12 protein-coding genes and 2 pseudogenes are annotated in these 15,246 nt (G+C 60.9%); 5 read left to right on the top strand and 9 right to left on the bottom strand.

Going from position 1 to position 15,246, the window contains the following annotated elements; translation table 11 throughout:
- Window positions 1-32 precede the first annotated feature (32 nt).
- From VVT58_RS20835 to VVT58_RS20820, 4 genes are all read left to right on the top strand, one after another.
- Window positions 33-323 (top strand): hypothetical protein, encoded by a 291-nt coding sequence (locus VVT58_RS20835; protein WP_062733591.1) that lies wholly within the window; start codon window positions 33-35, stop codon window positions 321-323.
- A complete protein-coding gene (locus tag VVT58_RS20830; protein WP_061939499.1) occupies window positions 313-2,607 on the top strand; it encodes a type IV secretion system DNA-binding domain-containing protein in 2,295 nt (764 codons plus the stop codon). The genes VVT58_RS20835 and VVT58_RS20830 overlap by 11 nt, the downstream gene beginning before the upstream one ends.
- Before the next feature lie 3 nt (window positions 2,608-2,610).
- Window positions 2,611-5,643 (top strand): MobF family relaxase, encoded by a 3,033-nt coding sequence (mobF, locus tag VVT58_RS20825; RefSeq protein ID WP_061939498.1) that lies wholly within the window; start codon window positions 2,611-2,613, stop codon window positions 5,641-5,643.
- 277 nt (window positions 5,644-5,920) lie between these two features.
- Window positions 5,921-6,253, top strand: coding sequence for a hypothetical protein (locus tag VVT58_RS20820; protein WP_061939495.1), 333 nt, complete (start codon window positions 5,921-5,923; stop codon window positions 6,251-6,253).
- Window positions 6,254-6,374: 121 nt separating this feature from the next.
- Here VVT58_RS20820 and VVT58_RS20815 read toward each other — a convergent pair.
- From VVT58_RS20815 to VVT58_RS20805, 3 genes and pseudogenes are all read right to left on the bottom strand, one after another.
- Window positions 6,375-6,494 (bottom strand): annotated as a pseudogene (locus VVT58_RS20815) (HU family DNA-binding protein); the annotation flags it as partial.
- A 138-nt stretch (window positions 6,495-6,632) separates the two neighbouring features.
- Window positions 6,633-8,105 carry a group II intron reverse transcriptase/maturase gene (gene ltrA, locus VVT58_RS20810; RefSeq protein ID WP_061939493.1) on the bottom strand — a complete coding sequence of 491 codons (1,473 nt, stop codon included), beginning with the start codon at window positions 8,103-8,105 and terminating at the stop codon, window positions 6,633-6,635.
- A 620-nt stretch (window positions 8,106-8,725) separates the two neighbouring features.
- A pseudogene (locus VVT58_RS20805) lies at window positions 8,726-8,881 on the bottom strand (HU family DNA-binding protein); the annotation flags it as partial.
- A gap of 174 nt (window positions 8,882-9,055) precedes the next feature.
- Here VVT58_RS20805 and VVT58_RS20800 point away from each other — a divergent pair.
- Window positions 9,056-9,643, top strand: coding sequence for a hypothetical protein (locus VVT58_RS20800; protein WP_061939491.1), 588 nt, complete (start codon window positions 9,056-9,058; stop codon window positions 9,641-9,643).
- Window positions 9,644-9,652: 9 nt separating this feature from the next.
- Here the strand turns inward: VVT58_RS20800 and VVT58_RS20795 are convergent, their stop codons facing one another.
- The 6 genes from VVT58_RS20795 to VVT58_RS20770 all read right to left on the bottom strand — a co-directional run bounded on the left by VVT58_RS20795 (window position 9,653) and on the right by VVT58_RS20770 (window position 15,070).
- Window positions 9,653-9,901, bottom strand: coding sequence for a DUF5818 domain-containing protein (locus tag VVT58_RS20795; RefSeq protein ID WP_062733589.1), 249 nt, complete (start codon window positions 9,899-9,901; stop codon window positions 9,653-9,655).
- 54 nt (window positions 9,902-9,955) lie between these two features.
- A complete protein-coding gene (locus VVT58_RS20790; protein ID WP_061939487.1) occupies window positions 9,956-11,293 on the bottom strand; it encodes an anti-phage deoxyguanosine triphosphatase in 1,338 nt (445 codons plus the stop codon).
- A gap of 119 nt (window positions 11,294-11,412) precedes the next feature.
- Complete coding sequence (locus tag VVT58_RS20785) at window positions 11,413-11,709, bottom strand: type II toxin-antitoxin system RelE/ParE family toxin (protein ID WP_061939485.1); 297 nt, start codon at window positions 11,707-11,709, stop codon at window positions 11,413-11,415.
- Window positions 11,706-11,963 carry a type II toxin-antitoxin system ParD family antitoxin gene (locus tag VVT58_RS20780; RefSeq protein WP_061939483.1) on the bottom strand — a complete coding sequence of 86 codons (258 nt, stop codon included), beginning with the start codon at window positions 11,961-11,963 and terminating at the stop codon, window positions 11,706-11,708. The genes VVT58_RS20785 and VVT58_RS20780 overlap by 4 nt, the downstream gene beginning before the upstream one ends.
- 518 nt (window positions 11,964-12,481) lie before the next feature.
- On the bottom strand, window positions 12,482-13,900 hold the full coding sequence (locus VVT58_RS20775) for an ISNCY family transposase (RefSeq protein ID WP_061939481.1): 1,419 nt from the start codon (window positions 13,898-13,900) through the stop codon (window positions 12,482-12,484).
- A 168-nt stretch (window positions 13,901-14,068) separates the two neighbouring features.
- A complete protein-coding gene (locus tag VVT58_RS20770) occupies window positions 14,069-15,070 on the bottom strand; it encodes an IS30 family transposase (protein ID WP_061934287.1) in 1,002 nt (333 codons plus the stop codon).
- Window positions 15,071-15,246 lie beyond the last annotated feature (176 nt).

Genomic DNA, 15,246 nt, shown 5'->3' with positions numbered 1-15,246 from the left:
ATCCCCACCAGCCACCATAATGGAGGCTGGACGTGACAGGCACATCCCCAAGACTTTCGGTTCGCATCGATCCGCGCCATTTGACGCTCATCGAGGATGTCGCGCGCAAGCAGAATGTGTCGCCCTCGCAGGTGGTGCGCTGGGCCATCGACGCCTATCTCGCCGGCGCCCATGACCATGGTTCCAGCCGTCGTCGTCTGGCCCGGTTGGCCGAGTTTCAGAACCTCGCCCTGGACGTCATCATCCTGGAACAATATCCCGAATTGCGGGAGCGGATGATCGCGGAAACCGACAAGCGCCTGGAGCAATATCATGGCGCATAAGGACATAAGGTCGAACGGCCAGAACATCCCGCTCACCCATCATTCGGCACGCGGCCGGGTGCAGCGCAATTCAGGCAATTTCACTCGCGGCAGCCAGCTTCTCACCCACGAGATGCTGATGTGGTTTTCCGGGGTCAGACTGCCCTTCATCATCTGGTTCTTCGTGTTCGTCGCGGCCTGGTTCGCCATCATGTCGATCCGGCTCGATGAGCATGGCTTCCAGCTCATCTGCATGAAGCTTTATTCAGCGCTCTGGAACTGGGTTGGTCTCGATCCCACGAAGCGGGTCAATGTCACCCTGCCCAATGGCGAGATGCTACGCACGATCATGCCGATGGTGCCGGCCATACCGGCGGTGAAGACCGCTTGGGCGATCGCCATGCGGGGTCTGCTCGGCTCCTTTTTCATCTCGCTGTTTATCGTCGCGCCGCTCTCGATCTGGTTCGTCGACCTGTCGCGCCGACGCGGGAAATCGATCCTTCAGGAGCGGCATGAACGCGGTGCCATGCTGGTCGATGTCGACCTGCTGCGTGGCGAGATCAATCAGCATAATCTGACGAAATATGAGGAGGACGTCGCAGCGCTGTGCCGGGGTCTGTCGCCGGGCCAAGTATTGCGACTTCCCTTTGCCGAGCGGAAGGGCAGGGGCATCCACCACCCCTATAGTCTCGCCGGTGTTCCCTATCCGCACCGGATGGAACAGTCGCACACCATGCTGATCGGCACCACTGGATCGGGCAAGACCACGGAGCTGCGCAGCCTCGTCTCGCAGATGCGGGCGCGCGCCGACAGCGCAGTGATTTTCGACCTGACCGGCGCCTATGTCGAGGCCTTCTATGAACCTGAGCGGGACACGATCCTCAACCCCATGGATGCGCGATGCCCGGCCTGGTCGATCTTCAACGACTGCGCCACCCATAGCGAATTTACCGCCGCCGCCGCCGCGCTGATCCCGTCCGACGGCGGCTCCTCCGAACCCTTCTGGGCACTGGCGGCACGGACCCTCTTCATTGAGATGTGCGTGCGCCTCATCGAGCGCGGCCAGGCCACCAATCTGGCCCTGGCCGAAAATCTGATGACCGCTGATCTGAAACGCGTCCATCGCTTCCTCACCAACACCATCGCCGATCCTCTCACCGCGCCGGAGGCGGCTCGCATGGCGGAGTCCATCCGCGCGGTTTTCAACACCAATGCGCAGGTGTTGCGCTTCTTGCCGGAAGAGGGGGAAGCCTTCTCGATCCGGCAATGGATGACCCAGGAAAAGCGTCCGGGCTCGATCCTGTTCATCACCTCCAACTATGTCGATCTGCCGATGAACAAGGCGCTGCTGACGCTGTGGATGGACCTTGCCATCAACACGCTCATGACCATGCCACGCACGCGCAATTTACGCACTTGGTTCATGTTCGATGAGCTGGGCGCGCTGCACCGGTTGCCCGCGATCGAAAACGGGCTTCAGACCGCCCGCGCCTTTGGCGGAGCAATGATCCTCGGCATCCACAGTTTCGAGAAATTGGTCGAAGTGTATGGCGAGCAGGGCGCCCGTAATCTGGCATCTCTGGCGCGCACCAAGTTGATCCTCGCCACGGCGGATCTCGACACGGCCGAGCAGTGCGCGCGCTATATCGGCAATCGAGAAGTACGGCAGATGGATGAGGCCTATAGCTACGGCTACAACCAGACGCGCGATGCCTCCACCCTGACACCGCGCAAGCAGGTCGAGCCGCTCGTCATCGCCGACGACATCACCAACCTGCCGTCCATGCACGGCTTTGTGAAATTCCCCGACGGATTTCCCGCGGCCCGGATTCTCCTCCAGTGGAAGGACTATCCGCAGGTGGCGCAAGGGTTCGTCCGCTGTGCCCATGTGAACCCGGTTCGCTCGAAGCGAACCGACGCCCTGTTCGCGGAAGAGGGGGGTGAGGCAGGCGGCCGGGATGGCGCGGCGCAGATTGTCGAGGAGGTGCCCGATCCCGAAGTCAATCTTGCCAAGGAGATGGCCGCCCGCATCCTGTTCGGAGAGAGAAATGAAGAGCATGAAGCAGCCCGGCGGGCTGCCGATCGCGACCAGCCCGAACCTAGCAGAGTGGCCCCTCGTCATGCGGCGGACCGGGCGCTCGCAGACCGCGCCGATCCGGCAACGGGTCAGCCCGTCGGACGGGCAGGGCAGGGGAGCAGTCAGCCATCCCCGCGCGCGCCGGCGGAGGATCAGTCGCTCATTGAGATGCGGCAGGATTTTTCGGGCGGCAAGGATCTTGGCGACAGCGCGGATTGGGGGATATGATCCATGCTGTCGATCGCCTCTGTCCGCTCCGCATCGGGCGCCGCCAACTATTTCGCGCAGGACAATTATTACACCGTCGAGGGCTCGTCGGAACTCAGCCTCTGGGAAGGGGAGGGCGCCCGCGACCTGGGCCTGGCGGGCGAGGTTGGCAAGGATGCGTTCGAGGCAATCCTCAAGGGAGAATTGCCCTCGGGCGAACAGGTCGGGCAGGTCGAGAACCGACGCGCCGGCTATGACCTCACCTTCTCCATGCCCAAGTCCGCCTCGGTCATGGCCTATGTCGCGGGCGACCGCCGCATTCTCGCCGCCAATATGTCCGCGGTGAAGGCGACCATGGCCTGGGTCGAGAAGAATTTGGCGGAAGGCCGCAAGGACCAGGAGGGGCGCAAGGTTCCGATCCCGACCGGCAATCTCGTCTATGCCCTGTTCGAGCATGATACCAGCCGGGCGCTTGATCCGCAGGGGCATATCCACGCCGTCATCGCGAACCTCACCAAGATGCTGGATGGCAAATGGCAGGCGCTCCATGCCGACAGGATCTGGAGCAACAACAGCGTGATCGGCGCCATCTATCATGCCTATCTGCGCGGCGAGATCGAGAAGCTCGGCTATGGCGTCGACCTGAAGGGAAAGCACGGCACCTTCGAGATTACCGGTGTCCCGCAACCGGTGATCGACGCGTACAGCCAGCGGCGGCAGGACATATTGGAGAAGGCGACGGAACTGGGCCTTAAATCTCCCGAGGCGCTGCGCGAAATTACCACGCGCACCCGTGATCCCAAGCTCAACGTCGAGGATCGCGCGGCCCTGCTTCAGGGCTGGAAGGACAAGGGTGAAGGCCTTGGCTTTACCGGGCAGGAATTGCGGGAGGCAGCGATCCTGCGGAGCGCGGGCCACGAAGCAGCCGGGCGTCTGGAAACCGGCTATCGCGCCATCCGCGACGCGGTTGCCGGAGCATGGCATGCGGTGGGCGCCGTGTTGTCCCATGATGATCCGCTGGTCGATCGCCGGATCGCCCGCATCGTGCAAAGCCCCGCGGCGGGCCGCGCGCAGCTGGCGGTCGCCTCGGCGGTGCGGATCCATGGCGAGCGGGAAGCCGCGTTCGAACAGCATAAGCTTGCCAAGACCGCGCTCGACCTCGGGTTGAAGGGCGTGACCATCGAGCATGTCGAACGGCGGATCGGGCAGCTCGTCGACAAGGGACTGTTGCTCCGCGGGGTGGAGCGCGCCGCCCCTATGTTAACCACGAGGGAGGCGCTCGCGACCGAAGAGAATATCCTGGCCCTGGTGGAGGCGAGCAAGGGGCAGGCAGCGCCCATGCTCGATCCTGCCGAGGCGCCGCAGCGCCTGCAGCAGGCAAGCAGTCATCCGCTCAACCCTGGTCAGCTGGGCTCCGCCACGCTGATCGTCAGTTCCTCCGATCGGACGATCTCGATCCAGGGCGTCGCGGGCGCCGGCAAATCAACGATGCTCTCGGCGGTCGCACGGGTTGCGGAAGGGGAGGGGCGCAAGATTCTCGGCCTCGCCGTTCAGAACAAGATGGTCGCCGACATGAAGGAAGGCGCAGGCATCGAGGCACAGACGATCGCCTCCTTTGTTCTCGCCCATGAACGCTTCGTGGCGCGGCGCGAGGGTCCTGCCTATGAGGTGGCCCGCGAGCGTATGGAGGGCGCCATGCTGGTGGTGGACGAGACCTCGATGGTGTCGTCCCGCGACATGCTGAGCCTACACCAGATTGTCGCGGCGCTGGGGATCGAGCAGTTGGTTCTGGTCGGTGATCGCCAGCAACTCTCTTCGATCGATGCCGGCAAGGCCTTCGCCATGATCCAGGCAGGCGGCGGCACGATGGCGCGCATGGACCAGAATATCCGCCAGCGCACCGACGAACTGCGCGCCGTCGCGGCGCTGGCCAATCTCGGCAAGGCCAGCCAGGCCATGAAAGTGCTGGGCGACAAGGTGGTTGAGAGCGCTGCCCCAGCGGACGAAGCCGCCGATCGCTGGCTGTCTTTGTCGCCACAGGAGCGCGCCGCGACGGCAGTGTTCGCCTCGGGACGCGAAACCCGGCAGGCGATCAATGAGTGCATCCAGGCGGGCCTTTCCGCAGAGGGCACCCTCAAGGGCGAGGGCATCCACCTTACCATCTTCGAGCGCGTCAACATGACTCGCGAAGAATTGCGCTATGCCGCCAATTACCGTGCCGGACAGGTGCTGGAGGTTGGGCGGGGCGGCGCGAACGATGTCGGGCTCAAGGCCGGACGCTATGATGTCCTCAAGGTTCATGCCAATGGCCGGGTCGATCTCACCGATGGCCGCCGCAAGATCCGGTTCGATCCCGCCCGGCTGTCCCCCACCGAGCAGCGCGACCGGTTGCAACTTTCCGAAAAGAAGGGCCTGCATCTCCGAGAAGGCGACACGATCCGCTGGACGGCGAAGGACAAGCCGCGAGAACTGTGGAACGCCGCCATCGCGCGCGTTGTCCGCGTCGACGCCACCGGCGTTACCGTCAATCTCGGGCAGGACAAACAGCTGACCCTGGCGGTGGGCGATCCGATGCTCTCGCGCCTTGACCTTGCCTATAGCCTCAACATGCACATGGCCCAGGGGATCACGACCGACAAGGCGATCACGGTCATGGCGAGCCATGAGCGCAACCTCTCGAACCAGCGCCTGTTCAATGTGGGGGTCACGCGCGTGCGTGACGAACTGACCATGATCGTCGACGACAAGGAAAAGCTGGCGCGCCAGCTCGACCATAATCCGGGAAACAAGACCTCCGCGCTGGAGACCCTGGGGCGGCTTGCAATTGACGGACCCCAGGCGCGAGGCCCTGCCAAGTTCGACCCTGGTCCGGTTGAAGGGGTGACCACGGGCGCTGGTTCCCATCCCGCGGACTTCCCCGCCGATCTTCCGCCGCTGCCGGACAATTGCGGCAAGCCAGTCGACCCCAGAGACGGGCATGGTCCGCCAGCACAAGGCCAGGATCGCGCCGACCTCCTGCCGCCGCTGCCCGAGCGCGGCCTGGGCCTAGATTTGTGACCTTGATTCTCACGAAGGAGCATCGTCATGAAATATGCATTTCCCGCGCTCGCTGTCCTTTCCCTCGCGACCTCCCCGCTCGCTGCGCAAAAGCTGGGCAAGGGTGGCACGTCGATGAGACATCCAGCCTCCCGCAATGCGCGCAGCCTTTGGGTACGGTGGCGCTCGTGGAAGACAAGGTGCCGGCGCTCGATGATCAACTGCCGCCGGGTATGCGCGAAAGAACAGGTCGGAAGTCGCCCAGCTCATCGGCGCAGAGCATGATCGGCCCGAAACCATGGAGGAGACGCTCGAGCGCATCCTCATTCTTGAGCATGGCGCGAACCAATATGCGCGCGTCATCGCTGACGAGCTCGATGCACCGGAATTGAGGAGCGTCATCGACAGAGCCGAAGAGCCGGCGTTACGCTACGTGGTGGATATGTGCCTGGAAGGGCGCAAGGCAGTGGTGAAAACCGAGCTGGAGTTCGTCAATCGCTACCTTAATGCCCCGGGTCACATTTCCGTGCCGGGCGATCCGGGCGGGATTTTTGATCGAACGAAATTCGAGCTTGGGGAGATCGACTGGGCTCTGGTCGATGCCATGATGCTGGAGTGGCACTTCTTCTGATCAGTGCGATCGACGTCTGGCCTTGAGTGACCCATGTGTCACTTTACCTGCGTTGAAAAAGTGACATGCAATTTTGTGATGGGAAGGGCCGTTGAACCGTCGTTCGGCGGCCCTTCACGGCTTACCCGTTCACTTGGTCCTTGAGCGCCTTGCCAGGCGTGAAGGTCAGCTTCTTCGACGCAGCGATCTGGATCGTCGCACCGGTCGAAGGATTGCGGCCTTCGCGGGCCGGGCTGTCCTGTCGGGTAGGAGCGACCCGTTACCGGACCGCTCCCCCCTTAGAACTGCACGTGCAAGTTTCCCTGCATGCAGCTCAAGCCTCCACGAAGCCCTGTGTGACCAGAGCCACCAGTCCCCTCGATCAAGGGGCGGATGCGGGTCATCCGAGGTCTGCCGGTAGATCCGTGGGTCGGCTGCGCCTTGCGGCGAAGTAACCGTCCCAGACCGGATCAAACGGATTGGCAGCAGCCCGGATTTTGCAATGGCGACGGATGGGAACGTCGGCTGCATTCAGCAACCGTGTGAACGTGACGTTTCCTCCGTCGTCCTTCACGCCTGCGCGGAACACCCAGTCGCGCGTGCCTTCCCGAATGAAGTAACGCCCCTTCACCCAACGACGCGGTTTGTTCGGGTGCCTACGACAGGCCCACTGCCAGAGACACTTCCAGATGAGGTGATCGACCTTTCGGAAGGTTTCCTTCGCCACCTGGTTGTGATGATAATTGGTCCAACCCCGTATGACAGGGTTGAGTCGCCATATCAGATGCTCCTGCCTTATGCTGGCGGCGGATTTGATAATCGTTCGGATTTTGCGCATGAACGCCGCCACGTTCTTCTTGGCGGGTTTGATGTGGGTGTGCCCATCATATCTGCGCACGTTCCAGCCGAGGAAGTCGAAGCCTTCCTCGACCCGCACGAGGCGAGTCTTTTCTTCAGACAGGGATAGACCCCGTGCAGATAGAAATTCCTCTACCAAAGTCCTTGCCTCCTCCAGCACTTCTCTCGATGCACCAGTAATGACAAAGTCATCGGCGTAACGTATCATATTGACCTTGGTGCGTATGTTTCGATGTTTGGGGCCGTAATGAGCCTTTAACATCGTTTCCATTCCGTCCAAGGCCATGTTGGCAAGTGTTGGCGAGATTATTCCGCCTTGCGGAGTTCCCGCTCGAGTTGCGTGCCATTCGCCGTCCTGCATATAACCGGAGTCCAGCCACTTCCGGAGCACCGCCCTGTCCATGGAGATGTTGGCGGTGAGCCAGTCCTTGCTGATTTCGTCGAAGCAGCCAGCAATGTCAGCGTCCAGAACCCATCCCGCCGTCCCCCGTCCCCGCAGTGCAATGAAGCACTGGCGAGCCGCATCACGCGCGGCGCGAAAGGGACGGAAGCCGTATGAGTTAGGGTCTGCCGTGGTTTCCGCGACAGGCAGTAGCGCAAGCAGGTGAAGTGCCTGCATGGCCCTGTCTTTCATCGTCGGAATACCAAGCGGACGCAGCTTTTTGCTATTTGCCTTCGGGATATACACCCGCCTCAGCGGTAGTGGCCGATAGCCCCGCCGTCTGAGCGACAATACTCCTCTGACGCATTTGCCCGGCGTGTCCCAGATGATCCGGTCGACTCCGGGCGTCCTCTTACCTCGATTTTCGGTAACTCGTTTTACGGCAAGAGCCTTGCCGCTGAACGAATGGGTCAGCAGCCGCTGTAAGGCTTGCACCTTACCCCAGCGACCTTCCCGAACTGCCTTCGCGATACGCATTTGCAGCCGTCGCACGGTTCGACGCACCGAGGACCAGTCAATCTGGCTCCAGTCCGCCGTTTCGCGGGAGGCCGCACCAGTCGCTATGACCGTCATTTGCCTGTCCTCCTTTGAGGGTTCTGCATATTTTCTCGCGATGAGAGACCCGTCGGAAGTCTGCTCCTTTTCAGGCGGGGTGATGTTGGCAAGCCGCAACCCCTGTCCAGACCATTACAGCCCGGCCTTCGCTTTCTCCGACATCCTTTACCCGCACCACCGACAGCTTTCCTTGCGGTTGGCCTGCCCACTGCCGGGCGGAGATACGGGCTTACCGTGTTTCATCTAAATAACGGGGGTGGGTTAGACCCTGCCTATTCGCCGGCGGTCTATCTTGTCCGTGTGTCTCCAAAGTAAAGAGAGACATCCGACCGCGCACCTTTTGGTTCAAGCCTATCAGCATCTTTGGCTTGTCAAATTTCACGACGTTTATCAGCAGTTCACTTCAATTAGTCATACCACCCAGCCTAGCGCCCCATCCGCTCTGATGCTTGCAGAAGATACCGCCACCTCACGGCATCGGCACGGCCCGAAGGCCCGGCTACATTGTCCCAGCAGCTTCATACCGGACCGTTACCAGTCCCGCATGTGCCGGTAGGCTACTGATGACGGAACATCAGGTTTGATCCATGAGATTATTCATGCGCAAACAATTATTTAGACGACTTTCACGTCGCACTCACCTTGAACTTGCCGAAGCCGTTCAGCGACACCTCCTGCCCCTTGGCAGCCGCATTGGCGATCGAGCTGAAAACGGCGTCGACATATTTGCGGGCATCGGCCTTGGTGAGGCCCTGGTCGGCAGCCAGGGCTTCGGCGAGATCGGTGTTGTTCATTGGGCATTCTCCCGTTGATGATGCGCAAGGGCATAAGCTGGAAGATGGCCGACCGGAAGAGGGGAATTGCCCCAGAACACGGGGCGTAGCCGGGCAAAGTGACACATGGGTTTTATCTGGCACCGGCGCAGAAAAGGGGATTCACAGCGACTCATCATCTGCTAGATTCCTGATATGTTCTATCAGGCCGACCGTTTCGAGCAACCTCTGCCGTCTGCGAAGAAGCCTGTACGGCCGACGCTCGCGCCAGCGAGCGCAACGCAGCCGGAACTGGTCGATCGTATTGCGGCCGTCACGCGCCGACCGCGCTATGCGCTGCTGGTACTGGAACTCATCGCACGAGAAGCCGGACCCAATGGAAGCCTCGGGCCTTATGTGAGGACCGAGGAGGGGAGGGTGCCTGTTCGCGATTGGCTCTGCCAGGCCTTGGCTCCGCTGGCGAAACGCGATTGCCGGCGCATCGCCATGGTGGAAGCCGTGCGGGGAGAGGTGCTAGGCATGGCGCAGGATGGCGCTGATCCAGCCGAGCTGGAGCGCGCATGTGAGGCGCAGATTCAGGAGCGCATCATCCGTTCCGGTCGAACCAGTGTGAGCCGGGCGGTTTCGGATCTGGTGAAGGCCGGCCTGCTGCGGCGGCATTATCAGGGCTACCGCGTCGATCATCCCAATCGCGGTGCGCAGCGAGAAGCGGTCTACACGATCACCGCCGAGGTTAGGCGGACGCTTCGGCGACACCGAGCGATACCGCTACATGGCGGGTGAGGAAAGGGTTCATTGAAACGGCCCGTTCGCTTCAATCCAGTTGACCGCGATCGCTTCCGCGCCCGTCCTGATGCCTTCGACCACCACGTTCGATTGAAGAAGATGAACGACATTTTTAAGAAGGCCGACCTCCCAAAGCGCACCATTGCGCGCTTGGACATAGGGATTGACCGCACCTGCGACGAGGACGCCTTCGAGGCGGAAATATGAACCGATATTCATGTGGCGCAGGTAGCCTGCCTCCTGTGACATCGCCATGACGCATCCCCGGCGCGTGCAAATAAGCGGACGGAGCGAGGCACACCGCTCCTGTCAGAGACGGTCGAACACCGAACCCAAGCGTGGGGAAAACAACCGCTCATATGTTTTGAGCAGATGCGTGTCGGTCATCGCTGCAACATAATCGCAGATGATGCGCAGGTCGCCGCCCGCTGCCTCAAACTTCAAAAGCTCTTCGCGGGGGAGAAGCCGGACCGGGTCGGCCTGCATGGCTTCAAAAACGGCGATGACCATCCCCTGACCCTTGAACTCCAGATGCTGGACCCCGGGGCTGGTGATGACTTCCCGCACGACGAAATTTTGCAGGACGTCGAGGAACTGACGCTCGCCTTCCCGTACCCGGACGCGGTAACGCAGCAATGGCTCGGCAAAGGCGTCCAGTTCGACATATTCCACGGCGGTGAGAAAATGGTGGACCAGCCGTCCGATGAAGCGCTTGCGCGAGGCAGCGCCGCCGAATAAACCGTCTATCATCTGCGAGAAGACGTCATTGGCGCTCTCGCCCGGATATTTTTCCTTGAGGGCGTCGAGAAAAGTCGGGCAGCGATCCTGCAGCGCGGCGGCAAAACGCTCCCGCGTGACGAGGTCAAGGGCGATCGCATCTTCCAGATCATGGACGCCATAAGCGATGTCGTCGGCCGTATCCATGATGGAGCAATCGAGCGATTTGTGGATGGACCGACCATGCTTGCCGGGCTGGGGCGCGAACGTCTGGAATGTTTCGCGATCCTCATTGTCCAGCGGCGCAAGAATCCAGTCGACAACGTCCTGCTCGCTATCATGATAGCACTTGGGGGGCTTGCACGCCTTGCCGTCGAGTATCTTGATGGTGGTCGGGCCGGTGACGAGGGCAGGGATGATCGCCGGATTGCTCACTCGGCTGAAGGCGACGGGATATTTCAGGATGCCGAGCATGGTCCGGCGCGTCAGGTTCGCCCCGGCATGGGAGGAGAAATGCTCCAGTCGGCCCAATATTCTCAACGTCTGGCCATTCCCCTCGAACCCGCCTGCATCGCGCATGCAATAGTTGAGCGCGATCTCACCGCCATGGCCGAAGGGAGGATGGCCGAAATCATGGGTGCAACCGATCGAATGGATGGTCCCGCGGTCGGGCAGGAGCGAGGCGGCGGGGTGATCGGGGATGCTCTTGCCGAGTTGGCGGGCTATTCCGCCTGCAATCTGCGCGACTTCTAGCGAGTGGGTCAGGCGCGTCCGGTAGAAGTCGCTGTCGCCGAGATTCAAAATCTGCGTCTTGCCTTGCAGTCGGCGGAACGCGGCCGAGTGGATGACGCGAGAGTAATAGACATCCCCGTCATCGCGGGCATCTTCACTCTGTGGATTCCAGCCCTCGCGGCGCGCTGACCAGCTCATGGGCGGCGGCAGGCCATGCCTGCTGCGGCGCTGGTGATGGTCGTCATCGGTGGGCTCATGATGTGGTCCAGGTCCAAAGACAGTTGGTAAAAAGAGAGGGGCATTGAAGCAGTTAATAGTCAGTCTGGAAAAAGCATCGCTCCGTAATCCTGAGCGCCATGCAGGATGTGAACAATGACGACCTTGTCCGCTTCCACGCGATAGAAGATCAGATAATTTCCATGCCCGCGGCGCCGCACGCCCAGTCCTTCGAAGCGTGGCACGAGCGGGAAACGTTCAGGATGATTCGACAGGTCCAGGCATTTCTCGCGCAGCTCGCGCAAAAAGCTTATCGCCCGGGCGGGGTTGTCCTGCGCAATATAATCACCGATCGTCTCAAGGTCATGCTCGGCCTCGGCCGAAAGGTGGACGATCATTGAGAGCCGGTATCCATGGCGCGATATTTGTCTTCAAGGCGATCAAACACCGCTTCTGCGGGAGTTGTGTTCCCTGTATCAGCGTCGGCGAGCCCGCGCGCGATCGAAGCATCGAGCGCTGCAAGGCGGGTTTCTCGGTCCTGAATCATGCGCACTCCCTCGCGGAGCACCTCACTTTTCGAATTGTATCGACCGTTCGCGACCAAGCTGGTCACGAACGTTTCAAGCTGCTGTCCAAGATCCGCGCTGATCATCCAAATACCTCCTGACCCGAGGATAGCATCTTATCAACAGTTGATAAAGCGATCTTCGACAGCTTCGGTAGCTGTGCCTACCTCTGGCATTTCTCACAGCGCCGAAAAAATACCGTCATCCGAGGTAATTACCGCACCGCTGGAAAACGGAGCTTGCCATTCAAGGATGGATCCGCAGCATGCTACCGAAATGCCGTAGCTGACCGCAACCGAGCGATTTTCCTGTTCGGATCGAGGAAATGGCTGGGGGATGTGATACCGCCCAAACAGGGGTTCGGCGAACGCAGTGTAAATCGCAAAGGCTAAGAAGCCATATAACATGTTGACAACGCGTACATAAAATGTTCCTGCTACTTAGAGAAGTCACAATCTCTGCCAAATAGAAATGACACTCTTTCGATCAGCAGGGGCTGCGTGGAGCCCTCGAGATAGCGCAGCGCAGACCCTGCTGGAAGCGCGACTTAGATGGGGAAGGGCATGGACCCGCTGCGCACGCAGCGGGCTCGGTCAGCGCGGCCTTAGCGCGCTTTCACGAACTCGAGCGTGCCGCGCGCCCGTAACTCCGCCTGGCTGAGCCGGGGGCCGCGTTTGAGCTTGGCCCCGCCCAACCGGCGCCCATCGATCTTCGCCGGCACCTCCGGTTCCGGGAACAGATGTGTGGGCTGGTCACGACGGGCAGGAGCATTGTTGTTGCGCTGCCGGTGATGCGGGGCGATCGCCTGGATCTGCTTCGCCAGCAGCAAGGCCGCGTCGAGATGGCGGTTCTCCACGATCGCCGGCTGCTTCACCTGCCGCATCTTGTCGAACTGGCGATAGGGCAACACATGGCCTTCATGCTGGATCTCCAGCCGGCCATCAGGATATTCGCACACCATCACTCGCTTGCGCACCAGCTCCCTGGCGATCTCGGTCGGTTCCAGGATGAACATCGCCTTGTTGTAATGGAGTGTCAGCGCCGCCGTGACTGTCCGTTGTTCGCGCCACACCATGATCGCGCGCAGATCGTCATGGAGGGCGAGCGGACGGTGGAGATCGCGACTATCGAAAGCGGGACGAGCGAAGCGGGCATTGTGGCGGACCATATAGCCCGGCAGAAAGGCGTTCGCTTCTTCGATCGAAGATATGCCCTCCAGCCGCATCGCCTTGACCAGCCGATCCTGCAACGTGCCGTTGGCCCGCTCGACCCGGCCCTTGGCCTGCGGCGAGTTGGCGCAGATGATCTCGATGTTCAGCGCGTCCAGCGCGCGGCCGAAATGAGTCATGCCATCCCCGCGCGCCGCGCTGGCGCGGGAATTACGGAAGACGCTGTGCTGATCGGAGTAGAAGGCCACCGGCTTGCCATGCCGCTCGATATATTCGCGCGTCGCTTCCATGTAGGAAAAGGTGCTCTCACTCTCGACCATCTGAAGATGCATCAGTTCACTGGTCGCGTCGTCAATATAGACGAGCAGGGTGCATTGCGGACCACGATCTTCGAACCACCAATGCTTCGAGCCATCGATCTGGACCAGTTCGCCGCGGCAGTCCCGGCGGTAGCGCGGCTGATAGGGGCGCGGACGACGCGCCGCACGGTCCTTCCACAAACCAGCCTCGATCATCAGCTTGCGCAGCGTCTCACGGGAAATATGCACATCATGCCGCTCCGCCAGATACTCGGCAGCCAGCGTCGGCCCAAAATCATGGTAATGCTCCCGAACCAACGCAATCGCATGATCGCGAATTCCGTCGCCGAGCCAGCGGTTGCTACGGCGTCCACGACGTCGGGAAACCAGGCCCGACGCACCGTCCGCGCGCATCCGTATCAGCAATCGATAAACCTGCCGACGCGACAAACCGAGCAGCGTTGCTGCATCCTCGGCCCGCAACTCCCGGCGTTCAACACGTAGCAGAGTATCAAAGCGTGTAAGCTCGCCATGGCTCATGGACACCACCATCATCCGCGCACTCCCTGCATCCAGGGAGCACCATGCCACCAGTGACATCTCTATTTTGCAGAGGGTGACATTTCTATCCGGCGCTGGCGGTTTCCATTTGAAGCGCGACACCCGAGGTGATGCGTAGCATTTCATCCGGGGTGGGGCGAGCCCCACCCCGGATGGCAAAATTTATCCGGCCTTGAGGAGGGCGATCTGTTCTCCCAGGACCTCGTGCGGGGTGCGATAGCCCAGGCACTTGCGGGGTGTGCTGTTGAGGCGATCGGCGACGGCCTGGATCTCTTTGTCCGACAGGAGCGCAATGTCGGTGTTGGAGGGCAGGAAGCGCCGTATTCGGCCATTGCAATTTTCCACGCCGCCTTTCTGCCAGGGCGCGGACGGTAAGCAGAAATAACTGGTGACGCCGAGCCTGTTTCGCAGTGTCGCAAAAGCCGCAAATTCCGTGCCGCGATCAAAGGTGATGCTACGCCGGAGGGAAGGGGGGATGCCGCGCAAATGCCGATCGATCCCGGCCATGACACCGGCAGAATGTCGGCTCGGATTACGCGCGAGGAAGGTGAAGCGGCTGCAGCGTTCGACCAGCGAGGTGAGGTTGGCTTTGCCATATTCTCTCCGGAAGATCAGGAGATCGCCTTCCCAATGTCCGAAGCTGCTGCGATCCGCAATTTCCTGCGGACGTGCGCCGATCGTATTGGCCACAGGAATATGGAGACCGCGTGGCTTACGAGCGTAGCGCTGCCGTCGAGAACGGCGGGCAACGGGAAGATGGCGCCACAGCTTCTGGTGGCGTCCATCAGGTCCATAGACATATTGGTAAATGGTCTCGTGGCACACCGCCTCCCGGTTGCCCCGATGACGCCGCAGGTAACCCGCAATCTGTTCTGGCGACCAGGCGGCCGACAAGCGATCAGCGATATAAGCGGCGAGTTCCGGTTGGCGAGCGATCTTCCCGCCACGAACTCGACGCCCGCGCGCCATGGTCTGTGCGACAGTCGGAAAATAGCCGCGAAACAGCGGATTCTCATCCAGATGGCGGTTGCGCTTGAGCTCTCGATAAATCGTCGAAGGATGCCGACACAGCGCGTCAGCAATTTGCTGTGCTGACCGTCCGGTTGCTGCCAATCGATAAATGTCGCGCCGCTCGTCCAAACCCAGATGCTGATAGCCGTTCATTGCGTGCCTTCCTGGAAAAGGGATCAAACCCTTATAAAACCTAGGATTTCGCACTTCGAAATAGAATCCACCCGCTTACAGGCTCTGTTCCTGCCGGTTAGAGAAGTCACAATCTCTGCCATTTAGAAATGACACCCTTTGAGGGCAGCAGGGGCTGCGTGGAGCCCTCGGGATAG

The sequence above is a fragment of the Sphingobium sp. SJ10-10 genome (assembly GCF_036038995.2).
Lineage (GTDB): Bacteria > Pseudomonadota > Alphaproteobacteria > Sphingomonadales > Sphingomonadaceae > Sphingobium.
Note: the sequence above shows the minus strand (reverse complement) of the source record. Positions and strands in the feature narration are given on the sequence as shown.